This window comes from Dietzia sp. DQ11-71 (assembly GCF_014144995.1).
GTDB classification, from domain to species: domain Bacteria; phylum Actinomycetota; class Actinomycetes; order Mycobacteriales; family Mycobacteriaceae; genus Dietzia; species Dietzia kunjamensis.
This window is the reverse complement of sequence record NZ_JAALDT010000009.1, coordinates 1-26761: the sequence shown is the minus strand read 5'-3', so window position 1 is coordinate 26761 and position 26761 is coordinate 1. Positions and strand designations below refer to the sequence as shown.

Below are 26761 nucleotides of genomic sequence, written 5' to 3'. Positions count from 1 at the left end.
CGTGCCGCTGCCCGGCCGGCGCATGGGCGGCGAGCCAGTCGGAGACCTCGCCGGCGTGCAGCACCGCGGCCTGCTCGAGCTCCACCTCGGCGGCGGGCTGGGGGGCGCCCTCCGGCAGGAAGGCGGAGAGGAATCGGTCGCGCGCCTGGGGGCCGAATTCCAACCGGTCGAACAGTGCGTTGACGTCGGCACGCTCCGGGGTCGCGCGGACGAGGTCCCTGATCTCGACGCCCAGGTCCAGGTCACGCGTGAGCTCGGTGATCCGCCGGTTGAGCTGCACCTGGGGCAGGTGCTCGCGGAAGCTCTCACCGACCTTGCCCTTGACCTCGTCCGCGTGCGCGATGAGCTCCGAGAGGGTGCCGTACTGCGTGATCCACTTGGCTGCGGTCTTGTCGCCGACCTTGGGCACGCCCGGGAGGTTGTCGGAGGTGTCACCGCGCAGCGCCGCGACATCCGGGTACTGGGCCGGGGTCACCCCGTACTTCGCCTCGACGGCGCTGGGTGTGAAGCGGGCGAGCTCAGATACGCCCTTGACCGGATAGAGGACGGTGACCTCGTCGGACACCAACTGCAGAGCGTCGCGGTCCCCGGTGCAGATCAGCGTCTCGGCGCCGCCCGAGTGGGTGGCGAGGGTGGCGATGATGTCGTCGGCCTCGTGGCCCTCCAGAGACAGCGTCCGCACTCCCAACGCCACCAGCGCCTCCTGGATGAGTTCGACCTGCCCTTTGAACTCCTCGGGCGCGGCCGACCGGGTGGACTTGTACTCGGGGTACTCCGCCGTGCGGTGCAGCGTCGCACGGGAGACGTCGAACGCCACGGCCAGGTGCGTGGGCTCCTCCTCGGTCACCAGGTTGGCGACCATCGACAGGAATCCGTACACGGCGTTCGTGTGCTGGCCGGACGCCGTGGAGAAGTTCTCGGCCGGCAGCGCGTAGAACGCACGGAACGCGAGTGAGTGCCCGTCCAGGAGCAGCAGTCGGGTGGGCCCCTCCCCCGCTGGGGCGCCGGAGGAGGCGCCCGAACCGGGGGCGGTGTTGGCTTCTGCGGTCTGACTCGTGGTGCTCACACGGCCACTCTAGGGCGGGCGTCGGACAGACGCTCATCGGTCGTCGGTTAGACTTCCGGACCAGCGGTTCACCGTGTTCGCCCCCGTAGCCCAATTGGCAGAGGCAACGGATTCAAAACCCGTCCAGTGTCGGTTCGAGTCCGACCGGGGGCACCACCGCTCGAGCGAGGTCAGACCCGCTCGCATTCCTCTCATCAGCCCATCATTTCATCACCTCATCACCGCCTCCGCCCTCTCCACCCGCGCGCCACCCGGTGGCGGGGTGGTCCGCTACGCGCGTAATATTTGCTTGTTGCAAGCAATCGGTTCGAGGAGTGGATATGGCGATAGACGCGGAACGCGGTGCCCGGTTGGTGGTGGACCTCTCGCGGGTGGTCAAACTCCTGCGTGCGGTCAACCTCTCGGTGCCCCGCTACGACGAGGCCGTCGAGCCGTCCGCGCATCCGCTGCTGTTCGCCATCCATGACGGCCCGGCCCGGGTCACCGATCTGGCCGCCCGGGTCCACACCGACGTATCGGTGGTGAGTCGCCAGGTCCGCCAACTCGAGACCCGCGGGCTCATCGCGAAGGTCCCCGATCCCGATGACGGACGTGCCAGCCTCGTCACACTCACCGCCGAGGGCACCTATCTCGTCAGCCAGGTGTTCGAGCGCAGTGGTGACTGGATGGCCGGCCTCCTCGAGGACTGGACGCCGGACCGGGCGGACGCGTTCATCGCGGACCTCGCCCGATTGGCCGACTCCCTCCACGCCGAACTCTGCTCTCTCACATCCGCCGAGGAGAACCGATGACCGCTCCCAAGACATCCTCGGTCCATGCAGGCGAGGACGGTGAGTTCACGCACCGCCAGATCCTCGTCATCCTGGCCGGCCTCATGTCCGCCATGTTCCTGGCCAGCCTCGACCAGACCATCGTGAGCACGGCGATCCGCACCATCGCCGACGACCTGCAGGGCCTGGACGCCCAGGCGTGGGTCACCACCGCGTATCTCATGACGTCCACCATCTCGACGCCCCTGTACGGCAAGCTCTCCGACATCTACGGACGCAAGCCGTTCTTCGTGATCGGCATCGTCATCTTCGTGTTCGGCTCATTGCTCTGCACGCTCGCCACCTCGATGTACATGCTCGCCGTCTTCCGCGGCATCCAGGGACTGGGTGCCGGCGCACTGATGTCCCTGGCGCTCGCGATCATCGGCGACATCATCCCGCCCCGTGACCGCGCCAAATACCAGGGCTACATGCTGGCGGTCTTCGCGTCGTCGTCGGTCCTCGGGCCGGTGATCGGCGGGTTCTTCGCCGGGGCGGACACGATCTTCGGCATCGACGGGTGGCGCTGGATCTTCCTCATCAACGTCCCCATCGGCGCGGCGGCCCTGACCCTCGTGATGATCACGCTCAACGTCAAGAACGTCCGGGTCGACCATCGCGTGGACTGGGTGGGGGCCGCCGCTATAGTTGTCGGTCTGGTACCTCTCCTGCTGGTGGCCGAGCAAGGCAACACCTGGGGGTGGGGTTCCCCCGCCGCCCTCGGCTGCTACGTCGTCGGGCTGGCCGGCATCGGGCTCTTCCTCATCGTGGAGGCCCGCGCGGGCGACCAGGCCCTCATCCCGCTCCGCCTGTTCCGCGACCGCACCTTCGCACTCGTCACGGTCGGAGGCGTGATCGTGGGTATGGCCATGTTCGGCGGCATGATGACGCTGCCGCTGTACATGCAGATCGTGCACGGAGCCGATCCCATGGAGTCGGGACTCATGATGCTCCCGCTGGTCGCGGGGATGATGGGTGCCTCGATCGTGTCGGGCCAGCTCATCTCCAGGACCGGTCGTGTCCGCGAGTTCCCGATCTTCGGCACGGCGGTGGCCGCTGTCGGCCTGTTCCTGCTGTGGACGATCGATGCCGACACGTCGCTGACGCTGGTGATGGTCTACATGCTGGTGTTGGGCATCGGGCTCGGCAACTGCATGCAGCCGCTCACCCTGATCGTCCAGAACGCCGTGAGTCCGCGGGAGATCGGTGTGGCCACCGCGTCGGCCACCTTCTTCCGTCAGCTCGGTGGCACCGCCGGCGTCGCGGTGTTCCTGTCAATTCTCTTCAGCCGCGTCGGTGGCTCCATCTCGGGCGAACTAGAGCAGGCCGCCGCCGACGGTAGCCTCGCCCGCGGTGTTCAGGAGGGCCTCGCCGACCCCGCCCTGCGGCAGGATCCCGACGCGTACGGGATCGTCCGGGCCCTCGCCGACCCGACCACCGGCGCGGGGGCACTGGAAACGGTCACCAAGGACTCCTCGGTGATCAACCGGCTTCCCGAGCTGGTCGCCCACCCCTTCGAGCAGGGTTACGCACTGAGCATGTCCGAGATCTATCTGGTGGCCGGCATCCTCGCCGTGGCCGCCTCGGTGATCCTGGTGTTCATGCCGCAGATCATGCTCCGGACCGGCTCGGCACAGGCCGAGGCCGCGCGCGAGGCGGCCGCGGCGGCCGCGCCCACGGGGACGGATGTCGAGGCGGCCGAGTCCGCCACCGCGACTACGACGAGTCCCTCGGCGGACCGCTCCCGCTCGGCGGACCGGCCAGACTGAGTCCGGTCGGACTGAGCCCGGTCGGACTGAGCCCGGTCGGAGCCCGGTCGGCTACCCCTCGAGGTCGTCCTTGAGATTGGACAGCAGGGCGTGTTGGATGCGCTTGAGCCCGGCCGGCGCGAAGGTCCGCTCGAAGAATCCACCCACTCCCCCGGCGCCGTCCCACGAGGTGGTCATCTCGACGAGCGCGCCCCCCGTCGCCTCGCGCACCGTATAGGTGGTGGCCATGGACGAGTTCTCGTCCTTCTCCACGAGTGACCAGTGCGCGGCGGCGTCGTCGACAGTGACGTTGGCCTTGACGTCCCGGCTTCGCTTCTTGGTGGCCTGGAGGTTCCACGCCGCGACGGTGCCGTCCCCCTGTCCACCCTGGATCAGGCGGTAGGCGCTGAACTGCTCGGGCTGGATGCGGGGCCGGACCTGCGCGTAGTCGGCGATCGCCGCGCTCACGGCCTCGACGGGCGCCTCGATGACGATGGTGTTGCTGGCGGTGACCCTGGCCATGATGATGACTCCTCCTCGTCGGTCCGACCGTGTCGCGCCCGCTACCTGACGCGGTGGTGGCGGCGCCCTCGGGTGGGCGCGTCAGACCACGTCCATCCTGCCCGACGCACCGGCCCGTCGCGTACGCCATCTCGCGCCGGCCTTGCGCAGTTCCTCCAGCCAGAGGATCGACGACGCCACCGCGGTGGCCAGCAGCCATTCGTCGGCGCGGAGCGAGGTGGTGTCGAAGACGCCTTGCAGGAACGGCACCTGGACCACCGCGATCAGCAGCAGCGGCACCGCGCCCAGCGCGACCCAGATCGGGGCGTTGTGCGCCATGTCGCGGGAGAACACCGAGCCGTGGTCGGATCGAACATTCATCAGGTTGAACACCTGGAAGAAGACGAACGTCGCGTACGCCAACGTGGTGGCGAACAGCGGTTCCCCTGCTCGATCGGGGAACACCGCCTCGGCGGACGCCAGCACGAGAAGGGTACCCACGGCCATCACGACGCCCAGCCAGAGGATCCGCACCAAGCGCGTCGGAGTGAGGATCTGTTCGCCGGCCGGACGCGGAGGCCTGCGCATGGCATCCTTCTCCACCGGCTCGACACCCAGGGCCATCGCCGGCGGGCCGTCCATGACGATGTTGACCAACAAGACCTGCAGCGCGGTGAACGGCACCGTCGCCAGCCCCAACAGACCACTCGCCAAGAAGACGATCACGAACGCCCACGCGGTGGTGAGCTGGAACTTCACGAACTTGACGATGTTGTCGTAGATCCCCCGCCCCTGGCGCACCGCGGAGACGATCGTCGAGAAGTTGTCGTCGGTGAGCACCATGTCCGCCGCGCCCTTGGACACGTCGGTACCAGTGATCCCCATGGCGATCCCGATGTCGGCCTGACGCAGGGCGGGCGCATCGTTCACACCGTCTCCCGTCATCGCCACCACGTCCCCGTCAGCCTGGAGGGCCCGCACCATCCGGATCTTGTGCTCGGGGGTCACGCGGGCCAGCACGCCGAGGCGAGCGGCCCGGGCGGACAGCTCCTCGGCGTCGATGCGGTCCAGATCGACACCGCTCACCGCCTCCCCGCCGATACCGAGGTCGCGGGCGATGGCCGAGGCCGTGACCAGGTGGTCACCGGTGATCATGTGCACCGAGATGCCCGCCTGGTGGGCGATGCGTATCGACTCGGCGGCGCGTGGCCGCGGTGGGTCGACGATCCCCAGCACCGCGAGCACTGTCAGGTCGCGGACCTCGCCGAGCAGAGAGTCCTCGTCGGGTGGTCCGTCACCGTCGCCGAAAGGCCGGGCGGCCACGAGCAGCGTGCGCAGGCCGGACGCGGCGAGCCCCTCCGTGTCCGCGCGCAACGCTCCACGCCGCTCGTCGTCGAGCTCCACCGCCGTCGCCCCGTCCCAGACGTGCGTGGCGCGAGGCAGGACGGCACCGGTGGCACCCTTGACGTGGAGGACGAGGTCTCCACCCGGTGCGCGGTTGACCGTCGCCATGAACTTGTACGCCGAGTCGAACGGGACCTGGGCCACCCGCGGACGGGCGGCGCGCAGCCCCTCGACGTCGATCCCGCACTTGGTCGCCGCCACCAACAGTGCGCCCTCGGTCGGATCTCCGACCAGTCGCCCGTCGGCGACGATCGCGTCGTTGCACAACGCCATGGCCACCGCGGCCCGTCTCAGGTCCGGTACGACGTCCGGGTCGGACGACAGGACGGTCCCGGCCCCGTCGTATCCGGTCCCGGTCACGGAGTACGACCCGCCGCCCGCGACGATCCGCGTGACGGTCATCTCGTTGAGGGTGAGGGTCCCGGTCTTGTCCGTCGCGATGTGGCTCGTCGAACCGAGTGTCTCGACGGCGGCGAGGTTCTTGATGATCGCTCCCTCGCGGGCGAGGCGCGAGGCACCCATCGCGAGCGTGAACGCCACGACCGCCGTGAGCCCCTCCGGGATCGTGGCCACCGCCAGGGAGACCGCGGACAGGAGCATGTCCTCCCAGGACTGACCGCGCACGAGCCCGATCGCGAGGACCAGTCCCACCACGGTCAGCGCGATCCCGGTGAGGACGCGGGCGAGCGTACCGATCCGTTTCTGCAGCGGCGTCGGACCGGCGCCCGCACCGCCCAGCAGGTCCGCGATCGCGCCCATCTCGGTGTGTTCACCGGTACCGGTCACCACGATGCGCGCCCGGCCCCGGGTGACCTCCGTGTTCATGAACACCATGCCAGCGCGGTCTCCGAGAGGCGCGTCGACGCCCTGTACCGCTCCCGCGGCCTTGTCTACCGGGGCCGACTCCCCGGTCAACGTCGCCTCGGCCACCTGCAACCGGGATCCGGAGAGCACCCGGCCGTCGGCGGGGACCCTGTCTCCGGACTCCACCACCACGATGTCGCCCGGGACGAGCCCACTGCTGTCGGTCTCGGCCTCCACGCCGTCCCGCACCACCCGGCTGTGCGGGACCGACATATCGCGCAGGGCTGCGAGACCGGCCTCGGCACGGGTCTCCTGGACGTAGTTGAGGATCGTGTTCAGTGCGACCACCAGCAGGATGACCACGGGGGTCTCCCATTCCCGGGACACCCCCGCGCTCACCGCAGCCGCGACCGCGAGCACGAGGATCATCGGGTCCGCCAGCAGCCTCACCACCCGCCGCCACCCGGGAACCCGCTCGGCCTCGGGCAAGGTGTTGGGCCCGTGCCGGACGAGACGGGCGCCCGCCTCGGCGCTGGTGAGCCCGTCCGGGCCCGCACCGAGGCGGGACAACACCTCCGCGGGCGCGAGGGTGTGCCACGGAGTGGGAGGACCGGACTCTGCGGGCGTCCTCGTCGTCGTCATCTCCCCGGCCCCTCCCCCGCGTCAGTCCTCCCCGCGCCCACGGCGGCGGTCTCAGTGCCCTCGGGCGATCCACTCCTCGAGGTGCGGGGACTCGTCCCCGACCTTCGTCCCGTCACCGTGACCGGTGTGCACCAGCGTCTCCGCGGGCAGCGTGAGGATGCGCTCGCGGATGGAGGTGATGATGGTCGGGAAATCCGAGTACGAGCGGCCCGTCGCCCCCGGTCCGCCGGAGAACAGGGTGTCGCCGGAGAACAACACGCCCGCCTCGGGAACGTGGAACACGCACGATCCCGGTGAGTGCCCGGGCGTGTTCATCACGTCGATGCGGGTACCCGCGATCTCCAGACGCTGCCCGTCGGAGAGCTCGCCGTGGGAGACGGTGGGGTGGGTCTCGTCCCACAGCATCTGGTCACCCGGGTGCACCAGGATCGGCGCATCCAGCTTCTCCGACAGTTCCGGCGCCACAGTGATGTGGTCGTTGTGGGCGTGCGAACACAGGATGCCCTTGACCCGGCGGCCCGCCACCGCGTCGATGATCGGCTGGGCAGTGTGCGCGGCGTCGATCACGTACACCTCGGAGTCGTCCCCGAGGATCCAGATGTTGTTGTCGACCTCCCACTCGCCGCCGTCGAGCGCGAAGATGCCGCTCGTGACGACCTTCTCGATGCGCAGACCGCCGGCGTGCCCGGCGCTGGTGTGGATCTCGCTCACATCGTCACCACCGATCGGAGGACGGAACCGGACTTCATCGCGTCGAACGCCGCCTCGACGGCGTCGATGCCGATCCGCTCGGAGACGAACTTCTCGAGCGGGAGCCGACCCTGCAGATGCAGATCCACGAGCATCGGGAAATCGCGCTCGGGCAGACAGTCGCCGTACCAGGACGACTTGAGCGAGCCACCACGGCCGAAGAAGTCCAGCAGCGGCAACTCCAACCGCATCTCCGGCGTGGGCACGCCCACCAGGACCACGGTCCCGGCGAGATCACGCGCGTAGAAGGCCTGCTCGTACGTCTCCGGCCGACCGACGGCGTCGATCACGACGTCGGCGCCGACGCCGTCCGTGAGCTCCTGGATAGCGGCCACCGGATCGGTCGAGGTCGAATTGACCGCGTGGGTCGCACCGAAGTCCTTGGCCCACTCGAGCTTGGTGTCGTCGATATCGACCGCGATGATCGTCGAGGCGCCCGCAAGTCGGGCGCCCACGACCGCGGCGACACCGACTCCACCGCACCCGATGACGGCGACGGACTGGCCACGGCTGACCTGGCCGGTGTTGACGGCCGCGCCGATGCCGGCCATGACACCGCATCCGAGCAGTCCGGCGACCGCCGGGTCCGCCGCTGGGTCGACCTTGGTGCACTGCCCCTCGTGGACGAGGGTCTTGTCGATGAACGCGCCGATGCCGAGCGCGGGGGTGAGCTCGGTGCCGTCGCTCAGCGTCATCTTCTTGGACGCGTTGTGGGTGGCGAAGCAGTACTGCTGCTGGCCCCTCTTGCAGGCCCGGCACTCACCGCACACCGCGCGCCAGTTGAGGACGACGTAGTCGCCCTCGGCGACATGGGTGACCCGGTCACCGACGGTCTCGACGATGCCCGCGGCCTCGTGGCCCAACAGGAACGGGTACTCGTCGTTGATCCCGCCGTCCCGGTACGCCAGGTCCGTGTGGCAGACGCCGCACGCCTGCACCCGCACGATGACATCGTTCGGTCCGGGATCGGGGACGACGACGTCGACCAACTCGACCTCGGCCCCCTTGCTACGGGCAATGACGCCCTTGACGGTCTGCGACATGGATCGCCTCTCGACTGGTGGTGGACTCTCTCGCCCCACTGTGTCAGAAAGGCCCGACACGTGGCCCGTCAACGCGGTCGCGCCCCGCCTCCTCGAGGGGAGACGGGGCGCGACGGGTGCGTGTCGGGGGCGTCGATCGATCAGACGGCGACGCCGTTGGCGCGGAGCCACGGCACCGGGTCGATCCACTGGCCGGCCGGATTGCGCACGCCGAAGTGCAGGTGCGGCCCGGTGGAGTAGCCGCGGTTTCCGACCGTTCCGATGACCTGCCCGGCGTTGACCCGCTGGCCGACCGAGACGTGGTTCTGGTCGTTGTGTCCGTACTCGAGCAGGTGGCCGTCGTCGGTCTGGATCCGGATCCACAGGCCGTACCCGGAGGCCGGGCCGGCAGCCACGACGGTGCCGGACTTGGCGGCGAACATCGGGGTCCCGATCGGTGCACCGAAGTCCGTGCCGTTGTGGAACGTTCCCCAACGGGGGCCGAAGCCGGAGGTGATCGGACCGTAGGTCGGGGCGTGGGCGCCACCGACGGAGGGGACACCGAGCGAGCCGAACACAGCCGGGTCGATCGCGTACTCCCGAAGCTGGTCCTCGGTGAGGCCGATGCCCTGGATGACGCCCTGCGCCATCTCGGTCAGCTGGTCGGCGTTGATCTCGGCGGACTGGGCGGAGGCTGCGGGGGCGGCGGCCATGGCCATGCCGCCGGAGAGGGCGGCGCCGGCGACGGTGCCGGCCACGAGGCGGCCCATGTTGGACGAGCGGGCGGCGCGGTGGCGCCCGGCGGTCGCGCCGGTGCCCTCGACGCCGAGTCGATCGGCGAGCTCGGCGTAGGAAATGCGAGTGGCGTCGGACATCAGGGAACCTCGGAGACTGGAGCGGGTGAAGCAGGGACGTGACCGGCTTCCCCGGTCGACTCCAAGAAGGTAACAGAAGTGTCTCGACTCTGTCACGTCAAAGGCACGAACACAGACGAAAGCGCCGGTGAGCGGCTTGCTCACCGGCGCCTGTCGGTTGTTATCCGATGGTGATCAGTGGTCGACCTCGCCCATCCGGTGGACGAGGATGAAGTTGGTCGACCCCTCGACGCCCGGCACGTTCCCCGCGACGAGCACGATCAGGTCGTCCTCGTTGTACCCGTCGAGCGGGAGCAGCATCTCGTCGGTGACCTTGACGATCTCCGCCGTGTCGTTGACGCGGTCGGTGAGGAAGGTCTCGGTCCCCCACGTCAGCGCCAGCTGGCTGCGGATACGGGGGTCGCTGGTGATGGCGATGAGCGGCAGGTGGCTGTGCAGACGGGCGAGCCGCCGCACCGTATCCCCCGTCGAGGTGACCGCGACGAGCGCCTTCGCCCCCAGCCGCTCACCGATCTCGCGGGCGGAGTAGGAGATGACACCGCGCTTGGTCCGTGGGATGTGCACCAGATCCGGCGCGGCCGTGGAGTCCGACTCCACCGCGAGTGCGATGGACGACATCGTGCGTACGGTCTCGATCGGGTACTTGCCGACGGAGGTCTCCCCCGAGAGCATCACCGCGTCCGCCCCGTCGAGGACGGCGTTCGCCACGTCGGACGCCTCGGCCCGGGTGGGCCGGGAGTTCGTGATCATCGACTCGAGCATCTGGGTGGCCACGATGACGGGCTTGGCGTTCTCGCGCGCGATCTGGATGGCACGCTTCTGGACCAGCGGCACCTCCTGCAGCGGCAACTCCACGCCGAGGTCGCCCCGGGCCACCATGATGGCGTCGAATGCCAGGACGATGGACTCGAGATTCTTGACGGCTTCCGGCTTCTCGAGCTTGGCGATGATGGGAACGTGGATGCCCACCTCGTCCATCACCTCGTGCACGAGGTCGACGTCCGCCGGCGACCGCACGAACGACAGCGCGATGAAGTCCACCCCCAGGCCGAGGGCGAACCGGAGGTCGGCGATGTCCTTCTCGCTCAACGCGGGGACCGAGACGTTCATGCCCGGCAGGGACACGCCCTTGTTGTTGGAGACGGTCCCGCCCTCGGTCACCACGCAGTGGACGTCGTCCCCGTCAACCTGCTCGACGGTCAGTCCGATATTGCCGTCGTCGACGAGGAGGCGGTCACCCGGGCGGGCGTCGTTCGCCAGCCCCTTGTAGGTGGTCGAGACGCGATCCTTGGTGCCCTCCACCTCCGCGACGGTGATGACGACACGGTCGCCCTCCGCCCACTCGTGCCGGCCCTCGATGAAGCGGCCGAGCCGGATCTTGGGGCCCTGCAGATCCGCGAGGACGCCGACGGCCCGGCCGGACTCGTCGGAGGCTTTGCGGACCCATCGGTAGTTGGCCTCGTGGTCGGCGTGCTCTCCGTGGCTGAAGTTGAGGCGGGCGACATCCATCCCCGCGTCGACCAGCTCTCGGATGCCTTCCTCCGACGCGACGGCGGGACCCAGGGTGCAGACGATCTTGGTACGACGATTCACTCGTACCAATCTAGTCCCCTCGACCGGCCACCCGGTTAACCCGAGGTCAACGACCAGCCAACGGGGGTGCGTCGCCCGCGGGACCACCCTCCGCCGGGTCGTCCCCGACGTCGTCCGGCGCCCGCAGGTCAGAGGCCTCCTCCCGGCCGCGGCGGGCCCGCCAGAGATACACCAGCGCGGCGAGCATGACCACGAGGGAGACGATGGTGTTGATACGCAGTCCGAACACCTCTGTGGCGGCGTCCGCGCGCAGCAGTTCCACCCAGAAGCGACCGAAGCAGTACAACGCCACATAGAGGGCGAAGAGCCGACCGTGGCCCAGGCGGAACCGCCGGTCGATCAGCACCACCGCGATCGCCACGAGAACGTTCCACAGCAGCTCATAGAGGAATGTCGGGTGAACGGTCGCCAGCACCTGGCCGGTCGACCGCCCGATCGTCTCCGAGTACCCGTAGGACTCGTCGTAACGCTGGTAGATCTCCAGCGCCCAGGGCACATCGGTCTCGCGGCCGTAGAGCTCCTGGTTGAAGTAGTTGCCCAGTCGGCCGATCCCCTGTGCCAACACGATGCCGGGGGCGATCGAGTCGCCCAGCGCCCCCAGCGCCCGGATGCCCTGTTGGCGCAGACCGATGTAGGCGCCGAGAGCGCCGAACGCGACCGCGCCCCAGATGCCCAGGCCGCCATCCCAGATCTTCAACGCGTCGACGGGATCGCGGCCCTCTCCGAAGTAGCGGTACCAATCGGTGGCCACGTGGTAGATCCGTCCGCCGATCAGGCCGAAGGGGATCGCCCACAGCGCCGTGTCGATCACCACGCCGGCCCGGCCGCCACGGGCGACCCAGCGCTTCTCGCCCCACCAGATGGCGACGACGATGCCGAGGATGATCCACAGGGCATACGCACGCAGGGGGAACGGACCGATCTCCCAGACGCCCTGGGGAGGGCTGGGGATCACGACCCGGTCCCGCGCCGGCGGACGCCCTCGGCCAACTCGGCGGTCAGCCTCCCGAGGGCGTCGAGCCCCTCGGTCGCCGCCGTGATGAGTGCCGACCCGACGATCACGCCGTCGGCGTACGAGGCGATCTCGGCCGCCTGCTCACCGTTGCGCACCCCCAGCCCGACCCCACAGGCGAGGCCGGAGATCTCACGGACCCGCGCGGTGAGGGTCCGGGGCGCGTCCGAGACGACGTCCCGGGCGCCGGTGACTCCCATGACGGCCTGGACGTAGACGAAACCGCCCGTGTTGGAGAGCGTCATCGCGAGTCGCTCGGGGGTCGACGACGGCGCGACGAGGAACACCCGGTCGATTCCGTGGGCGTCCGACGCGGCGATCCAGTCCTCGGCTTCGTCCGGGATGAGGTCGGGCGTGATGACGCCGGTACCGCCGGCGGCGGCGAGGTCGGCGGCGAAACGGTCGACACCGTACTGGAGCACCGGGTTCCAATAGGTCATGACCACGGGGACCGCACCGGCTGCGGCGACCGCGCGGACCACCTCGAAGGTGTCCGCCACGCGGAACCCGGCCTCGATCGCGGTGTCGGCGGCGGCCTGGATGGTCGGCCCGTCCATCATGGGATCGGAGTACGGGATGCCGACCTCGACGATGTCGCATCCGCCCTCGACCATCGTGCGCACGGCGTCGATCGACCCCTCGAGAGTCGGGTAACCCGCCGGGTAGTAGCCGATGAGCGCGGCCCGGTCCTCGCTCCGGCACCGCTCGAACACGTCACTGAGAACGCTCATCCCTCGACTCCTCCGTCCGCGAACTCGCCCGCGCCGTCGTCGGCGCCCTGGCTCGAATCCACCCCGGCCTCGGGCGGGGTCCCCCCGTCCAACAGGCCGAACCACCGGGCGGCGGTGTCGACGTCCTTGTCGCCGCGACCGGAGACGTTGACCAGGATGAGGTCCACGCCCTCCGCGGCGAGCTGCGCGGCACCGGCGATCGCGTGCGCCGACTCGATGGCGGGGATGATGCCCTCGGTGCGGCACAACTGAGCGAACGCGTCCATGGCCTGGGTATCCGTGATCGGGCGGTACTCGGCCCGCCCGATCTCCGCCAGGCGCGAATGCTCGGGCCCGACACCCGGGTAGTCCAGGCCCGCCGAGATCGAATGGGACTCGATCGTCTGCCCGTCGGAGTCCTGCATGAGATGGGCGTACGAACCCTGGAAGACCCCGGGCGTCCCCGCGTTGACGGTCGCCGCGGTGCGTCCGGACCCCACGCCGTCACCCCCGGCCTCGCACCCGACCAGACGAACCGATTCGTCGTCGATGAACGAATGGAACAACCCGATCGCGTTGGAACCACCGCCGACGCACGCCACGGCGGCGTCCGGCAGCCGACCGGCCTGATCGAGGATCTGCACCCGGGCCTCGGCGCCGACGACGCGCTGGAAGTCGCGGACCATCGTCGGGAAGGGGTGCGGCCCGGCCGCGGTACCGAACGCGTAATAGGTGTCGTCCGCGTGGGCGACCCAGTCCCGCATCGCCTCGTTGATCGCGTCCTTCAACGTGGCCGAACCGATCTCCACGGCCTCGACCTCGGCACCGAGCAACCGCATCCGCGCCACGTTGAGCGCCTGCCTGCGCACGTCCACCGCGCCCATGTAGACCTTGCACTCGAGGCCGAGGAGGGCACACGCCGTCGCCGTGGCCACCCCGTGCTGACCGGCGCCGGTCTCCGCGATCACCCGCTTCTTGCCCATCCGCTGCGCGAGCAGCGCCTGGCCGAGGACGTTGTTGATCTTGTGGGAGCCCGTGTGGTTGAGGTCCTCGCGCTTGAGGAACACCCGCGCACCGATCTCCGCACCGAACCGCGTCGCTTCGTACAACGGCGACGGCCTACCCGAGTAGTGGAGCTGCAACCGGTCGAGCTCGTCGAGGTACTCGTCGTCCGCCCGGGCCTTGGCGTAGGCGTCGGTCACCTCGTCGACCACCGCCATCAGCGCCTCGGGGACGTAACGGCCGCCGAACGGCCCCCAGTGGCCCCGCTGGTCGGGCTCATGTCCGGTGGTGGACCGGAGCACCTCTCCCATGGTGGGCAGTGTCGGAAAATCCTTGGAGTTCACGTCCCCAGTCTGCCGGAAGCCGGCGGCACCGGACTAGCGGGGTCCCTGCGGGCAGGACGGGTGGGCACCGGCCGTGGCCAGGGCGTTGCAGGCCGCCCGCGGGTCGCCCTGCGTCACCAGTCCCTCGCCCACGAGCACGGCGTCCGCCCCGACGCTGGCGTACGCCAGGAGGTCCGAGGCGTCCCGGACCCCAGACTCGGCGATCTTGACGACGTCGGACGGGAGCCCGGGCGCGATCCTGGAGAACACGTCCCTGTCGACCTCGAGTGTCTTGAGGTTGCGGGCGTTGACACCGATGACCGTGGCTCCGGCCTCCAGCGCGCGGTCGGCCTCCTCCTCGGTGTGGACCTCCACCAACGCCGTCATACCCAGCGACTCGGTGCGATCGAGGAGCGACACCAGGGCGTCCTGCTCGAGCGCGGCCACGATGAGCAGGATCAGATCCGCGCCGTGCGCCCGCGCCTCGTGGATCTGGTACGGCCCCACCACGAAGTCCTTCCGCAGAACCGGGATGTCGACCGCGCGGCGGACCGCGTCGAGATCGGCCAGGCTGCCGTTGAAACGGCGCTCCTCGGTGAGGCAGGAGATGACGCGCGCCCCGCCCTCCTCGTACATCCGGGCCAGGACGGCGGGGTCGGGGATCTCGGCCAGGGCGCCCTTGGACGGGCTGGCTCGCTTGACCTCGGCGATGACGCCCACCCCGGGATCGCGCAACGCCTTGAGCGCGTCGAGCGGGTCCGGCGCCGACTGGGCCGCCTTCTTCACGGCCGCCATATCGATGACGGCCTCACGGGCCGCGACGTCCTCACGGACCCCGTCGAGAATCGAGTCGAGCACGGTACCCACCGTGACCTCCCTCTGCAGTCGTAGGGCGGAAAGTGTGATCGAGATCAACAATAGAGGTCCCGGCCGGGGTTCCCGAATCGGGACCACCCCGACCCGGTCAGCCGGTCGGATCCCGTCCGTCGTCCAGTTCCTGCCACAGATCCCGCCCGGCGTCGTCCTCCGGGTCCGGTCCGGTCGCCGCACTCTCCCGCCGGGCCGCCGGGGTCACGTACCGATCGTCGCGGCGCACCGGGCGGGCCGGGCTGACGAGGACGACGATCCCCGCCGCCAGCAGGGCGACGGCCCCCGCGCCGGTGATCACGGGTCCCGCGGGCCGGGTCGACAACTCGGTGATCTCCGACCACTGAGGGATCGCCTCCGCGCCCTCGGAACCCGGCCCGGCATCGGTCCGGGCCAGGCCCTCGTCACTCGTGATCACCGAGTGGACCCGGTCGGCGTCGACCTCCCCAACCGACATCGCCATCAGGCCCCCGGCGGCCACGCCGAGCAGTGCGATAACGGCGCCCACCGCTCGCGCGGCGGCACCTCGGACCAGTGCCACAGCGGCGATCGCCGCCAGCGCGCCCAGTGCGAGCGGGACGAGGGCGGGTTGCCAGTCCGCTCCGGTCAGGGCCCGTCGGCCCTCTCCCGACTGGTCGTTGAAGGCCACCACGTCGAGCCACACCATCCGCGAGGCGACCCACAGCAGCGCCGCCCCCACCACCAACAGCACGACGGGGACCAGCAGACGGGCGCGGTGGGTCACCGGCCCTCCCCGGCGTCGCGCAGTGTCTCCGCGGCGGCGACGGCCCGCAGGACCGCCATCGCCTTGTTGCGGCACTCCGCGTCCTCCGAGGCGGCCACCGAATCGGCGACGATGCCGGCACCCGCCTGGACGTAGGCCGTGCCGTCCTTGATCACGGCCGACCGGATCGCGATGGCCTGATCGGTGTTGCCGGCGAAATCGACGTAGCCGACCACGCCCCCGTAGACACCGCGTCGCGTGTCCTCGAGGTCCTCGATGATCTGCAGAGCGCGGGGCTTGGGCGATCCGGACAGTGTGCCGGCCGGGAAACACGCGGTCACGGCGTCGATGCCCGTCTGCCCGTCGGCCAGGCGCCCGGTCACCGTGGACACGAGGTGCATCACATGGCTGTAGCGCTCGACCTGGCGGAACTCGGTCACATCCACCGTGCCCGGCACGCAGACCCGGCCGAGGTCGTTGCGACCGAGATCGACCAGCATCAGGTGTTCGGCGTTCTCCTTGGCGTCATCCACCAGGTCCTTGGCGAGCAGGACGTCGTGCTCGTCGTCGTCGCCTCTCGGTCTGGTCCCCGCGATCGGATGGGTCGTCGCCGCCCCGTCCTGGACGGTCACCAACGCCTCCGGGCTCGATCCCACGATGGTGAAGGCGGTACCGCCGAACCCGTCCTCCCCGCTACCGTCCGGGATCGTCATGAGGAACATGTACGGACTCGGGTTGGTGGTGCGCAGGATCCGGTAGACGTCGCGCGGCGAGGCGGCGGTGTCGACCTCGAACCGCTGACTGAGCACCACCTGGAAGGCTTCGCCTGAGTAGATCTGCTCGATGATGTCGGCGACCCGCGCGTGGTACGTCGCCTCGTCGGTGCAGCGACGCACGTCGGGGGCGGGGGTGTCGAACACGCTCACGCCCCCCGTCCCCGGGTCGGCGAGCCGCGCCGTCATCGAATCGACCCGGGCCACTGCGTCCGCGTAGGCCTGCTCGACCCGCTCGTCGCTGCCGTCCCAGTTGACGGCATTGGCGATGAGATGGATGCGACCCTCGTGGTGATCGAACGCCGCCAGATCCGTGGCCAGCAACTGGACCATCTCCGGCACCTGCAGGTCGTCGACGGTGTCGGGCCGGATCCGCTCGAGCCGGCGCACGATGTCGTACCCGAGGTAACCGACCATCCCCGACGTCAACGGGGGCAGTCCCGGGATCTGATCGGTGCGCAACAGGTCGAGTGTCCTCCGGAGCGCGTCCAGCGGGTCACCGCCGGTGGGCGCGCCCGCGGGCACGTTGCCCCACCACGTCGCCTCGCCCGAGCCGTCGACGGTCAACGCGGCGGCCGCCCCACAGCCGATGAACGACCACCGCGACCACGAGCGCCCGTGCTCCGCCGACTCCAGCAGGAACGTCCCCGGTCGGTCGCCGGCGAGCTTGACGTACGCGGACAACGGGGTCTCGGAATCCGCCAACACCGTGCGCACCACCGGCACGACCCGGTGGCCCGCGGCGAGCGCGCGGAACTGTTCGAACGTGGTCGTCTCGGTGCTCATCCGAAGGCCTTGCCGCCGATCCCGAAGGAATCGTGCGGCATGTCGTGGACGTGGACCCACACCTTCGCCGGGTCCTTGCCCGAGGCCTCGGCGTACGCGGCCGTGACCGCCTCGATGACGCGGGCCTTGTCCGCCGCGGCCATCCCGTCGAGTTGGTTGATCTGGATGAAGGGCACGCCGTTCAGTCCTCTCCGAGCAGGGTTGCGGTGTCGAAACAGCTGGTGGTGCCCCGGTGGCAGGCCGCGCCGGTCTGGTCGACATGGAGCAGGACGGTGTCTCCGTCGCAGTCGATCTCCACGCGACGCACGTGTTGCACGTGGCCGGAGGTCTCCCCCTTGACCCACCGTTGCCCACGCGAGCGGGAGTAGTACACACCCCGCCGGGTCGCCAGCGTCTCCGCCAGCGCGGCGTCATCCATCCACGCCATCATGAGCACCCTGCCCGACGTCGCGTCCTGCACGACCGCGGCGACGAGGCCGTCGGCGTTGCGCGACAGCCTCTCGGCGATCGAACGATCCAGGACGTGGGCGCTCATCGGACCGTGATCCCCTCTGCCGCGAGCGCGTCCTTCACGTCGCCGATGGTCATCTCCCCGAAGTGGAAGACACTGGCCGCGAGGACGGCGTCGGCCCCGGCGTGGACCGCCGGAGCGAAGTGCTCGACCGCACCGGCACCGCCCGAGGCGATGACGGGTATCGACATCGCCTCGCGGACCGCCTTCACCATCGCCAGGTCGAAACCCGCCTTGGTGCCGTCGGCGTCCATCGAGTTGAGCAGGATCTCGCCCACGCCGAGCTCCTGCCCGCGCCGCGCCCACTCGACGGCGTCGATGCCGGTACCGCGGCGACCACCGTGCGTGGTGACCTCCCATCCCGACGGGGTCTGCTCGGACCCCTCGGGTACGGTCCGCGCGTCCACGGACAGGACGATGCACTGCGAGCCGAATCGTCGACTGAGCTCGCCGAGCAGCTCGGGGCGGGCGATGGCGGCGGTGTTGACGCTCACCTTGTCCGCGCCGGCCCGCAGCAACTGGTTGACGTCCTCCTCGGTACGCACGCCTCCTCCCACGGTGAGCGGGATGAAGATCTGCTCGGCGGTGCGCTTGACCACGTCGATCATGGTCCCGCGACCCGACGACGACGCGGTCACGTCGAGGAAGGTCAGCTCGTCGGCGCCCTGCTCGTCATAGGCGGCGGCCAACTCCACGGGATCACCCGCGTCGCGGAGGTCGAGGAAGTTGACGCCCTTGACCACGCGGCCGGCGTCCACGTCGAGGCACGGGATGACCCTGGTGGCGAGTGTCATGATCCGGTCACCGCCCGCCCTGGAGCCACGGACGGGGGCTCTCGGGTTCCGGAGTGGCGCGCCGTCGCCCGGCCTCGAAGAAGTTGCTCGGCTCGCCGAGTTGACGGATCGTGTCGAGGACCTCCGCGTGGGCTCGCGGGCCCGCGGCGAGGATGGACTGGGAGTCGGTGGACCAGGGCTCCCCCGTGAGGTCGGTGACCACACCACCCGCTGCGCGGACATGGGAGGCGCCGGCCGCGTTGTCCCACGCGAAGTTGCCGAAGCTGACCGCCGCCGACAGTCGCCCCGAGGCGACGAAAGACAGGTCGACCCCGGTGGAGCCGAACTTGCGGGTCCGGGCCGCGTCGAGCGTGAGCTGCTCGAAGACCTCGCGGCGATAGGCCGGAGGGTAGGTCGTGCGGGCACCGGTGTTGAGGGAACCCAGCCCCAGTGCGACGTCACGGATGGAGACGTCGGGGATCTGCGAGACCTCCGCGCCGTTCTCCTTGAGCGGTCCCCCCGCGATCGAGGTGAACGTCATCCCCAGCAGCGGCAACCAGGTCAGCCCCAGCACCGGCTGACGCTCGTGGACCAACGAGACCAGGATGCCGGCGGTCGGGATGCCCAACGAGTAGTTGGCCGTGCCGTCGACGGGGTCGACCACCCAGAGCGTGCCCTCGTTGACGGGCGGACCGCCGTACTCCTCACCGTGCACCTCGAGCCCTGTCCCCTCCCTCAGGGCCTCCGAGATACGGCGCTCCAACTCGAGGTCCAGTTCGGTCGCGAAGTCGTTGCGCGATCCCTTGTTCTGGATGCCCTTCGCGCCGACCCCCTCGACGAAGCGAGGAGTCACCTCGTCGAGCACGCGCGTCGCCAGTGCGAGCGCCTCGGTCGGGTCGACGGGGAGGTCCGTCGGCAGGGCATTTCCGGTCTGATGGTCCATCTCGGGCCTCCTGCTCGAGGTCATGCGGGGTCGGGAAGCTACCTGGCGGTCACGAGGCCGCGTGGTCAGCGTCGGCTGACGGCGGCGAGCGCCTCGGGAAGGGTGAGCCGGCCCGCGTAGAGCGCCTTGCCGACGATCGCGCCCTCCACGCCCTGCGGCACCAGCGTGGCGATGGCCTCGAGGTCCGCGACAGAGGAGACACCTCCCGACGCCACCACGGGGGCGTCGGTGGCCGCGCACACCTGCGAGAGCATCTCGAGGTTGGGCCCGTTCAGCATGCCGTCCTTGGACACGTCGGTGACGACGTACCGGGCGCAGCCGTCCGCGTCCAGACGCTCGAGAACCTCCCAGAGGTTGCCGCCGTCGGAGACCCATCCGCGACCACGCAGCCTGGGCTCGCCGTCGACCACCCGCACGTCGAGTCCCACCGCGATGCGATCACCGTGACGGGCGATGGCCGAGGCACACCACTCCGGGTTCTCCAACGCGGCCGTACCGAGGTTCACGCGCGCACAGCCGGTGGCCAGGGCGGCCTCGAGCGAGTCGTCATCGCGGATGCCACCGGACATCTCGACCTTGACGTCGAGCGCCCCCACGACCTCGGCGAGGAGGTCGCGATTCGAGCCCCGGCCGAATGCGGCATCGAGGTCCACGAGATGCACCCATTCCGCACCGTCACGCTGCCACTGCAGCGCCGCGTCGAGCGGGGCCCCGTACGAGGTCTCGGTCCCGGCCTCCCCCTGGACGAGACGGACGGCCTGACCGTCTGCGACGTCGACGGCCGGCAGGAGTTCGAGGTAATTGGCGTTGGTCACGGCCATCAGCCTAGTCCGTCGTCACCGGGGCGCTCCGCCTGCCCGCCGGGCTCCTCGCCGTACTCGGCGCGGATCGCGCGATCGGTGATGCGGTTGGACACCAGACCCATCGCGGCGACCGACAGGAGCAGCCCGACCAGTGCGACGACGGCCTTGCCGACCGGCGGCACGGGGACCACGGCCACCGCGATCGCGGTCAGCGCGAGACCGAGTACTCCCGCCCCGGCCACCCCCAAGGCGAGCACGGCGAAGGACACCGGGGCCCGGTCCCCCTCACCCCTATCGGACAGAACGGATCCAGTTCTCGAGGAGCTGCAGTCCCGCGTCGCCCGATTTCTCGGGGTGGAACTGAGTGGCCGACAGCGGGCCGTTCTCCACAGCCGCGATGAACCTGGTGCCGTGCTCGGCCCAGGTGACGTCGGGGGCTCGGAGGTGATCCGACGGCTCCATCTCCCAGCGCTGCACGCCGTAGGAGTGGACGAAGTAGAACCGCTCATCGGCGGGCATGCCGGCGAACAGGACGCTGTTCGCCGGCGCCTCGACGGTGTTCCAGCCCATGTGCGGCAGCACGGGTGCGTGCAGCTTCTCCACCACGCCGGGCCACTCACCGCACCCGGGGACCCCCGGGGAGTCCTCGTGCTCCCCGTCCGAGAACTCGGTGCCTCGCTCGAACATGACCTGCATGCCGACGCAGATACCCAGGACGGGCCGACTGCCGGCGAGACGCTCACCGATGATCCGGGGGCCCTTGACCGCTTCGAGGCCCTTCATGCAGGCGGCGAACGCGCCGACCCCCGGCACGACCAACGCCTCCGCCTCGCTGGCGACGCGGGGATCCGAGGTGAGCTCGACCTCGGCGCCGACCCGCTCGAGCGCACGGTGCGCGGACCGCAGGTTTCCCGAGCCGTAGTCCAGGAGTGCTACCCGTGTGGCGGAAGTCGTCATTGGTTCACCTTATCGCCGGTGTCGGTCAGGGTCAGATCGCGCGTGTGCCTGGTGCGTCGGGCGCCCACCGCCGCCGGGCCGCCCACCGCGAGGACGACCCCGGCCGCCACGGTGAACAGCACGACGTAGCCGAAGCCGGCGAACCCGCCCATGACGACGGATCCGAGACCGGTGCCGGCGTCGAAGGAGATGTTCCACGACGCGGACGCCGTCCCCAGGCGCGAGCGCGGCATCCGTTCGAACGACGCGACCAGGGCTTCGTTCTGGACGGCTCCGAACCCGAGACCGAAGACGACGGTCGGGACGAGGAACCACCAGGGGTTCACCTCCATCGTCAACAACCCGGCGATGCCGAGCATTCCGAGTGCCGCCACCCCGAGACCCGGCCAGACCAGTGCGCCCGGTCCACGCCGGTCCGAGATGAGCCCGGCGACGGTACGGCCGACGATGACACCGGCGCCCAACAGTCCGAGTCCCACGCCGGCGACGACCGCACCGCTTTCGGAGACGATGGAATCCAACGCGGGTGACAGGAACGACGCCGCTGCTCCGTAGGGCAGGGTCACCGCCACCATGACCAGGAACGGCCCGGCCAGGAGGAGAACGACCTTCCTGGCGCCGAGCGCCGACTGGTCCGACTCCCCCGGGGGGCTCGGGAACACGTGAGGCAGGCGGGCGGCGGCGACCAGTCCCACGACGCCGAACCCGGTGGCCGCCCAGGCCACCGTGGGCAGGCCGAAGAGGTCGAGCAGCCACAGGCCGACCGGCAGGAAGATGGCTTCGGAGATGCCGACGGCGAGTCCGATCAGTGACGTCGCCCGACCGAGCATGCCGGGTGGCGCGAGTTCTGCCACCAGAGCCGAGCCGGCGACGGTCATCATGCCGAATCCTGCGCCTCGCACTCCACTGATCGCCAATACCGCGAACGGGCCGTCGAACAGGGCGAGCAGACCCGAGGGGAGACCGAGCAGCGCGCTGCCGATCCCCAGTACCCAGCGATAGCCGATCGCGGCCGTGACTCTCGGGGTGGCGAGTTGGAACAGGACGGTCACCGTCATGAACACGCCGGTGGTGGCGCCCGCGACGAACTCACTCCCGCCGCCACGGACCACGGCGAGCGGCACCACGGGCAGCAGCAGGGAGAACCCGCCGAAGGCGAGCAGGACCAGGACGAACGCGGCCGGGACCCCGGGGGTACGCGCCAGCTTCGAGAAGGCCCCCGGGGTGTGGACGCGCGGGGTCACGCCGGCATCACAGCGCGCCCTTGGTCGAGGGGATGCCGGTGATCCGCGGGTCCGGCTCGACGGCTGCGCGCAGAGCACGCGCGACCGCCTTGTACTCGGCTTCGGTGATGTGGTGCGGATCGCGGCCGTAGTGCACGCGGACGTGCAACGCGATCCGGGCGTTGTAGGCGAGGGTCTCGAACACGTGCCGGTTGAGCACCGTGCCGTAGGGCGCGCTGTCGTGACCGATCACGACGTAGCCGACCATCATCTCGGGCTCACCGGTGTGGACGAAGTAGGGCCGTCCGGAGACGTCGACGATCGCCTCGGCGAGCGTCTCGTCCATGGGCAGGGAACACTGACCGAAGCGGCGGATGCCGCGCTTGTCGCCGAGGGCCTGCGCGAGCGCCTGTCCCAGGACGATCGCGGTGTCCTCCACCGTGTGGTGCGCTTCGATCTCGCTGTCACCGGTCGCGCGCACGGTGAGGTCGAAGGCACCGTGCTGCCCGAAGGCCGTCAGCATGTGGTCGAAGAACGGCACCCCGGTCGAGATGTCGGACCGGCCCGTCCCGTCGAGGTCGATCTCCACGACGATCGACGACTCCCTGGTCGACCTCTCGACACGACCCCGCCGCGCGGTCTGTTCACTCATCGCTTCTCCTCGGTTCGGGTCTCGATCTCGTCGACCGCCAATTCGGCGCTCACCCGCAGCAGCCGATCATTCTCGTGCTCGAGCCCGATGGTCGCACGAAGTCGACCCGGGATGCCCACGTCGCGGATCAGCACGCCAGCGTCCAGATAACGCCGCCACGCGCGCGTCGCGTCCACGAACGGCCCGTAGAGCACGAAGTTGGCCTCGCTGGGAAGCACCTCGAAGCCCTGCTCCTCCAGCCCGGCGGTGACGCGCTTGCGTTCCCCGGCGAGCAGCGCGACGGAGGCCAACGTCTCGTCGGCGTGACGAAGCGCCGCACGGGCAGCGGCCTGCGCGATCATCGACAGGTGGTAGGGCAACCGTACGAGCAGTACGGCCTCGACGAAGGACGGGTCGGCCGCGAAGTAGCCGAGCCTGCCACCCGCGAAGGCGAACGCCTTGCTCATGGTCCGCGACACGACGAGCTTGGTCGGATAGTCGGCGAGCAGGGTGCAGGCGCTCGGGGACGGCGAGAACTCCGCGTACGCCTCGTCCACCACCACGATGCCGGGGGCCATGTCGAGCAGGCGTCGCAGGTCGTCGAGGTCGACCACGTGCCCCGTGGGGTTGTTGGGCGTGGTGACGAACACCACGTCCGGCCGGTGCTCCTCGATCGCCGCCACCGCAGCGGCGATATCGATGGACAGGTCGGACCCGCGATCCACCGGGATCCACTCGGTATCGGTTCCGGCCGCGAGGATCGGGTGCATCGAGTAACTGGGGACGAAGCCCATGGCGCTGCGCCCGGGCCCGCCGAACGCCTGCAGCAGCTGCTGCAGGATCTCGTTGGAACCGTTGGCGGCCCAGACCATGTCCACGTCCAGATCGACGCCGGTCTGGCGGGTCAGGTACGAGGCCAGGTCGGTGCGCAGTGCGACGGCGTCGCGGTCGGGATAGCGGTTGAGGTCTTCGGCGGCTGCGGCGACGGCGCCGGCGATGTCGGCGACCAGTTCCGCGCTGGGCGGGTGTGGGTTCTCGTTGGTGTTGAGCTGTACGGGGACCTCGAGCTGCGGGGCCCCGTAGGCGCTCTGTCCGCGGAGATTCTCCCGCAGCGGGAGGGCGCCGAGCCCGACTCCGGGACGTGGGGAATCGGTCATCGTCCGTCCTCTCCCGCGCCGAGGTCCTCGAACCGGGCCCGTACGGCCTCACCGTGCGCGGGCAGCCGCTCGGCGTCAGCGAGTGCGACTACGGTCGGCGCGATCTCCTTGAGGGCGGCCTGGTCGTAGTCGACGACATGGATCCCCCGGAGGAAGGTCTGCACGCTCAACCCCGACGAGTGTCGCGCCGTACCGGACGTGGGCAGGACGTGGTTGGACCCCGCCGCGTAGTCCCCGAGCGGGACGGGCGAGTAGGCGCCCACGAAGATCGCGCCGGCATTGCGCACGCGGGCGGCGTCGGCTGCGGAATTGCGGGTCTGGACCTCGAGGTGCTCGGCTGCGTAGGCGTCGACCACCCGCAGACCGGCCTCGATATCGTCCACCAGGACGATGCCCGACTGCGGACCCTCGAGCGCCTCGCGCACCCGGTCCGAGTTGAGGGTCACCTCGTAGCGCGACTCGATCTCGCGGTCCACGGCGTCCGCCAGCGTCTCGGAGTGGGTGACCAGGACGCTCGCGGCGTTCGGGTCGTGCTCCGCCTGGCTGATGAGGTCGTACGCGACGTGGACCGGGTCGGCGGTGTCATCCGCGAGGATGGCGATCTCGGTGGGGCCCGCCTCGGAGTCGATGCCCACGACGCTGCGGCACAGGCGCTTGGCGGCGGTGACGTACACGTTGCCGGGCCCGGTGACCATGTCGACGGGCTCGAGAACGGAGTCATCCGTGTCCTGACCGCCATACGCGAGCAACGCCACGGCCTGGGCGCCGCCCACCGCCCAGACCTCCTCGACCCCGAGCAGTGAGCACGCGGCGAGAATGGTCGGGTGCGGCCAGCCACCGGAATCCGCCTGGGGCGGAGAGGCCACTGCCAGCGACCCGACCCCGGCGACCTGCGCCGGTACGACGTTCATGATGACGCTGGAGGGGTAGACGGCTTTGCCGCCGGGAACGTAGAGGCCCACGCGTTCGACCGGCACCCACCGCTCGGTGACGAACCCCCCGGGGGCGACCTCGGTGACGGTGTCACCGCGGCGCTGCGCTGAGTGGACGATGCGGGCACGACGGATCGCCTCGGACAGCGCGGCTCGGACGTCAGGGTCCAACTCGTCGACCGCCCGGGCGATGACCTCGGCCGGGACCCGCACCGACGCCGGACGGACCGAATCGAACTTCTCGCCGTACTCGAGTGCGGCCGGGGCCCCGTGCTCGCGGATCGCCTCGACCACCGGGCGGACGGTGTCGACGACAGAGTCGACGTCGGCGGCGCCGCGCGGGAGTGTGCGCCGCAACTCGGCCGTGCCGAGTGAGCGACCGCGCAGGTCGATGCGGGAGAGCATGGTGTGGCCTTTCCTTCGGGTCACGGGACGGCGACCACCCGGTCGACGGCCCTGACCCAGTCTAGGTGCGGCTGCCACGGCGACATCGTCACGCCACCCTCGCGGGTGTTGCCGGACCCGGCCTCCGCGTAAGGGCCCTGGTCGACCGCACCGGGATTCGCCTGCTGTCGATGCTGCTCACCCGCAAGCACTACGAGGTCGGGAGCGACGAACCGACAGGCGACCTTGTCTTCTTTCGTGTCGGTCGCCACGGTCGTGACAAGGCTCCCGCACGTGCGGGTCAGCAGGCTCCGCCCGGGATCGAGGGCAGCAGCGGCGCGAGGGCGTCCGCCATCGTCGACAGGTCCGCCGTCCCGGCCTCGAAGGACGGAGCATCGACCGCTATCGCGACGGCCACGTCCCCTCCGGCGACCGGCACGATCCCGAACTGGCGGACCAGGTATCCGCCGCTCTCCCCCGGGCCCCAGCCGCCTTTGGACCGGCCCCCGGGGATCCGACCGAGACCCCAGCGCTGATCGGGCGAGACATGGCCCATGAGCTCCAGGACCCGCCCGGCGGACCGCACGCAGGGCAGCCGACCACCGAAGCGGGCCTGATCGGTCAGCGCCCACCGGGTCTGACCGAAGACCGAATACTCCGCACGGGCCCGGACCGCCGGCACCTGTGTGGTGACGTCCCCGCCGTCGACCAGGACCGCCCCCACGGCCGAGGCCGCGGCTGTTCCGCCGCCGAGCGCGTTCCACAGCTGCTCGGCGGCCTGGTTGTCCGAGAGAGTGATCGCGGTGCCCGCATTCTCGAGCGCCTGCGGGTCGGTGCGGGCCACCGCGACGGCCAGCGGGACCTTGATGGTCGACCACGCCACACCCGTCCTCCACTCGCCCGCCGTCTGCACGTCCCCTCCGCCGACCGGCGACACGGCGATACCGGCGGTGCCGGACACCCCTTCGACAACCGAGGACAGGTCGATCGGCGCGCTCGGTGCCGGCGGGACGGCGGTGGGGGCCGCCGGCGGGGT

28 protein-coding genes and 1 tRNA gene are annotated in these 26761 nt (G+C 70.1%); 3 read left to right on the top strand and 26 right to left on the bottom strand.

Annotated features, from left to right (window positions below):
• Positions 1-1066: 5'-3' exonuclease (locus G6023_RS00495; RefSeq protein WP_347570686.1), on the bottom strand; the 1066-nt coding region annotated here is incomplete at its 3' end.
• Between the two features lie 79 nt (positions 1067-1145).
• Between G6023_RS00495 and G6023_RS00490 the strand changes: the two genes are divergently transcribed.
• The 3 genes from G6023_RS00490 (at position 1146) to G6023_RS00480 (ending at position 3644) form a co-directional block, all read left to right on the top strand.
• Positions 1146-1222 (top strand) — tRNA-Leu (locus G6023_RS00490).
• Between the two features lie 164 nt (positions 1223-1386).
• Positions 1387-1857, top strand: a complete 471-nt coding sequence (locus G6023_RS00485) for a MarR family winged helix-turn-helix transcriptional regulator (protein WP_182633808.1) — start codon at positions 1387-1389, stop codon at positions 1855-1857.
• Positions 1854-3644 carry an MDR family MFS transporter gene (locus tag G6023_RS00480; RefSeq protein ID WP_182633807.1) on the top strand — a complete coding sequence of 597 codons (1791 nt, stop codon included), beginning with the start codon at positions 1854-1856 and terminating at the stop codon, positions 3642-3644. Before G6023_RS00485 ends, G6023_RS00480 begins: the two co-directional genes overlap by 4 nt.
• Before the next feature lie 51 nt (positions 3645-3695).
• On the opposite strand, the gene G6023_RS00475 is transcribed toward G6023_RS00480, so the two are convergent.
• From G6023_RS00475 to G6023_RS00355, 25 genes are all read right to left on the bottom strand, one after another.
• On the bottom strand, positions 3696-4145 hold the full coding sequence (locus G6023_RS00475) for an SRPBCC family protein (protein WP_182633806.1): 450 nt from the start codon (positions 4143-4145) through the stop codon (positions 3696-3698).
• Between the two features lie 81 nt (positions 4146-4226).
• Complete coding sequence (locus G6023_RS00470; RefSeq protein WP_182633805.1) at positions 4227-6974, bottom strand: cation-translocating P-type ATPase; 2748 nt, start codon at positions 6972-6974, stop codon at positions 4227-4229.
• A gap of 51 nt (positions 6975-7025) precedes the next feature.
• Positions 7026-7685 (bottom strand): MBL fold metallo-hydrolase, encoded by a 660-nt coding sequence (locus tag G6023_RS00465; RefSeq protein WP_172812117.1) that lies wholly within the window; start codon positions 7683-7685, stop codon positions 7026-7028.
• A complete protein-coding gene (locus tag G6023_RS00460) occupies positions 7682-8767 on the bottom strand; it encodes an S-(hydroxymethyl)mycothiol dehydrogenase (RefSeq protein WP_159148041.1) in 1086 nt (361 codons plus the stop codon). The genes G6023_RS00465 and G6023_RS00460 overlap by 4 nt, the downstream gene beginning before the upstream one ends.
• Positions 8768-8907: 140 nt before the next feature.
• Positions 8908-9621: a M23 family metallopeptidase gene (locus tag G6023_RS00455; RefSeq protein ID WP_082923784.1), complete on the bottom strand. Its 714-nt coding sequence runs from the start codon at positions 9619-9621 to the stop codon at positions 8908-8910.
• Between the two features lie 174 nt (positions 9622-9795).
• Positions 9796-11214 (bottom strand): pyruvate kinase, encoded by a 1419-nt coding sequence (gene pyk, locus G6023_RS00450; protein ID WP_120285878.1) that lies wholly within the window; start codon positions 11212-11214, stop codon positions 9796-9798.
• 46 nt (positions 11215-11260) lie between these two features.
• Entirely contained in the window at positions 11261-12169 is a 909-nt protein-coding gene (lgt, locus tag G6023_RS00445; protein WP_182633804.1) for a prolipoprotein diacylglyceryl transferase, read from the bottom strand.
• Positions 12166-12957, bottom strand: a complete 792-nt coding sequence (gene trpA / locus G6023_RS00440; RefSeq protein WP_120285877.1) for a tryptophan synthase subunit alpha — start codon at positions 12955-12957, stop codon at positions 12166-12168. The genes lgt and trpA overlap by 4 nt, the downstream gene beginning before the upstream one ends.
• The gene (gene trpB / locus G6023_RS00435; protein ID WP_069390397.1) at positions 12954-14249 is read right to left on the bottom strand and encodes a tryptophan synthase subunit beta; all 1296 of its coding nucleotides are present in this window, start codon (positions 14247-14249) and stop codon (positions 12954-12956) included. The genes trpA and trpB overlap by 4 nt, the downstream gene beginning before the upstream one ends.
• Before the next feature lie 66 nt (positions 14250-14315).
• Entirely contained in the window at positions 14316-15128 is an 813-nt protein-coding gene (gene trpC / locus G6023_RS00430) for an indole-3-glycerol phosphate synthase TrpC (protein ID WP_067714103.1), read from the bottom strand.
• A 97-nt stretch (positions 15129-15225) separates the two neighbouring features.
• Positions 15226-15873: a TIGR02234 family membrane protein gene (locus tag G6023_RS00425; RefSeq protein WP_347570685.1), complete on the bottom strand. Its 648-nt coding sequence runs from the start codon at positions 15871-15873 to the stop codon at positions 15226-15228.
• Positions 15870-17411: an anthranilate synthase component I gene (locus G6023_RS00420; protein ID WP_182633803.1), complete on the bottom strand. Its 1542-nt coding sequence runs from the start codon at positions 17409-17411 to the stop codon at positions 15870-15872. Before G6023_RS00420 ends, G6023_RS00425 begins: the two co-directional genes overlap by 4 nt.
• On the bottom strand, positions 17408-17587 hold the full coding sequence (locus tag G6023_RS00415) for a tautomerase family protein (protein WP_182633802.1): 180 nt from the start codon (positions 17585-17587) through the stop codon (positions 17408-17410). The genes G6023_RS00420 and G6023_RS00415 overlap by 4 nt, the downstream gene beginning before the upstream one ends.
• Before the next feature lie 5 nt (positions 17588-17592).
• Complete coding sequence (gene hisI / locus G6023_RS00410; RefSeq protein WP_119191825.1) at positions 17593-17946, bottom strand: phosphoribosyl-AMP cyclohydrolase; 354 nt, start codon at positions 17944-17946, stop codon at positions 17593-17595.
• Positions 17943-18716, bottom strand: coding sequence for an imidazole glycerol phosphate synthase subunit HisF (gene hisF, locus G6023_RS00405; protein WP_182633801.1), 774 nt, complete (start codon positions 18714-18716; stop codon positions 17943-17945). Before hisF ends, hisI begins: the two co-directional genes overlap by 4 nt.
• A 7-nt stretch (positions 18717-18723) precedes the next feature.
• The gene (locus G6023_RS00400; protein ID WP_159148050.1) at positions 18724-19638 is read right to left on the bottom strand and encodes an inositol monophosphatase family protein; all 915 of its coding nucleotides are present in this window, start codon (positions 19636-19638) and stop codon (positions 18724-18726) included.
• 65 nt (positions 19639-19703) lie between these two features.
• Positions 19704-20459: a bifunctional 1-(5-phosphoribosyl)-5-((5-phosphoribosylamino)methylideneamino)imidazole-4-carboxamide isomerase/phosphoribosylanthranilate isomerase PriA gene (gene priA, locus G6023_RS00395; RefSeq protein ID WP_182633800.1), complete on the bottom strand. Its 756-nt coding sequence runs from the start codon at positions 20457-20459 to the stop codon at positions 19704-19706.
• Positions 20459-20710: a hypothetical protein gene (locus G6023_RS00390; protein WP_119191828.1), complete on the bottom strand. Its 252-nt coding sequence runs from the start codon at positions 20708-20710 to the stop codon at positions 20459-20461. Before G6023_RS00390 ends, priA begins: the two co-directional genes overlap by 1 nt.
• 22 nt (positions 20711-20732) lie before the next feature.
• Positions 20733-21398: an imidazole glycerol phosphate synthase subunit HisH gene (hisH, locus tag G6023_RS00385; protein ID WP_182633799.1), complete on the bottom strand. Its 666-nt coding sequence runs from the start codon at positions 21396-21398 to the stop codon at positions 20733-20735.
• Complete coding sequence (locus G6023_RS00380; RefSeq protein WP_182633798.1) at positions 21395-22642, bottom strand: MFS transporter; 1248 nt, start codon at positions 22640-22642, stop codon at positions 21395-21397. Before G6023_RS00380 ends, hisH begins: the two co-directional genes overlap by 4 nt.
• Before the next feature lie 7 nt (positions 22643-22649).
• Positions 22650-23273: an imidazoleglycerol-phosphate dehydratase HisB gene (hisB, locus tag G6023_RS00375; protein WP_096905591.1), complete on the bottom strand. Its 624-nt coding sequence runs from the start codon at positions 23271-23273 to the stop codon at positions 22650-22652.
• Complete coding sequence (locus G6023_RS00370; RefSeq protein ID WP_096905592.1) at positions 23270-24409, bottom strand: histidinol-phosphate transaminase; 1140 nt, start codon at positions 24407-24409, stop codon at positions 23270-23272. The genes hisB and G6023_RS00370 overlap by 4 nt, the downstream gene beginning before the upstream one ends.
• On the bottom strand, positions 24406-25746 hold the full coding sequence (gene hisD, locus G6023_RS00365; RefSeq protein WP_096905593.1) for a histidinol dehydrogenase: 1341 nt from the start codon (positions 25744-25746) through the stop codon (positions 24406-24408). The genes G6023_RS00370 and hisD overlap by 4 nt, the downstream gene beginning before the upstream one ends.
• A 20-nt stretch (positions 25747-25766) precedes the next feature.
• On the bottom strand, positions 25767-25997 hold the full coding sequence (locus G6023_RS00360; protein ID WP_182633797.1) for a hypothetical protein: 231 nt from the start codon (positions 25995-25997) through the stop codon (positions 25767-25769).
• A 29-nt stretch (positions 25998-26026) separates the two neighbouring features.
• On the bottom strand, positions 26027-26761 hold a 735-nt coding region (locus G6023_RS00355), incomplete at its 5' end, for a hypothetical protein (RefSeq protein ID WP_182633796.1).

Excerpts from the sequence above, each read along its gene's own strand:
- G6023_RS00485 (WP_182633808.1), top strand. The coding sequence starts at position 1,387 with ATGGCGATAGACGCGGAACGCGGTGCCCGGTTGGTGGTGGACCTCTCG.
- G6023_RS00480 (WP_182633807.1), top strand. The coding sequence starts at position 1,854 with ATGACCGCTCCCAAGACATCCTCGGTCCATGCAGGCGAGGACGGTGAG.
- G6023_RS00475 (WP_182633806.1), bottom strand. The coding sequence starts at position 4,145 with ATGGCCAGGGTCACCGCCAGCAACACCATCGTCATCGAGGCGCCCGTC.
- G6023_RS00470 (WP_182633805.1), bottom strand. The coding sequence starts at position 6,974 with ATGACGACGACGAGGACGCCCGCAGAGTCCGGTCCTCCCACTCCGTGG.
- G6023_RS00460 (WP_159148041.1), bottom strand. The coding sequence starts at position 8,767 with ATGTCGCAGACCGTCAAGGGCGTCATTGCCCGTAGCAAGGGGGCCGAG.
- G6023_RS00455 (WP_082923784.1), bottom strand. The coding sequence starts at position 9,621 with ATGTCCGACGCCACTCGCATTTCCTACGCCGAGCTCGCCGATCGACTC.
- trpA (WP_120285877.1), bottom strand. The coding sequence starts at position 12,957 with ATGAGCGTTCTCAGTGACGTGTTCGAGCGGTGCCGGAGCGAGGACCGG.
- trpB (WP_069390397.1), bottom strand. The coding sequence starts at position 14,249 with ATGGGAGAGGTGCTCCGGTCCACCACCGGACATGAGCCCGACCAGCGG.
- G6023_RS00420 (WP_182633803.1), bottom strand. The coding sequence starts at position 17,411 with ATGAGCACCGAGACGACCACGTTCGAACAGTTCCGCGCGCTCGCCGCG.
- hisI (WP_119191825.1), bottom strand. The coding sequence starts at position 17,946 with ATGAGCGCCCACGTCCTGGATCGTTCGATCGCCGAGAGGCTGTCGCGC.
- hisF (WP_182633801.1), bottom strand. The coding sequence starts at position 18,716 with ATGACACTCGCCACCAGGGTCATCCCGTGCCTCGACGTGGACGCCGGC.
- G6023_RS00400 (WP_159148050.1), bottom strand. The coding sequence starts at position 19,638 with ATGGACCATCAGACCGGAAATGCCCTGCCGACGGACCTCCCCGTCGAC.
- priA (WP_182633800.1), bottom strand. The coding sequence starts at position 20,459 with ATGGCCGTGACCAACGCCAATTACCTCGAACTCCTGCCGGCCGTCGAC.
- hisH (WP_182633799.1), bottom strand. The coding sequence starts at position 21,398 with ATGACGACTTCCGCCACACGGGTAGCACTCCTGGACTACGGCTCGGGA.
- hisB (WP_096905591.1), bottom strand. The coding sequence starts at position 23,273 with ATGAGTGAACAGACCGCGCGGCGGGGTCGTGTCGAGAGGTCGACCAGG.
- G6023_RS00370 (WP_096905592.1), bottom strand. The coding sequence starts at position 24,409 with ATGACCGATTCCCCACGTCCCGGAGTCGGGCTCGGCGCCCTCCCGCTG.
- hisD (WP_096905593.1), bottom strand. The coding sequence starts at position 25,746 with ATGCTCTCCCGCATCGACCTGCGCGGTCGCTCACTCGGCACGGCCGAG.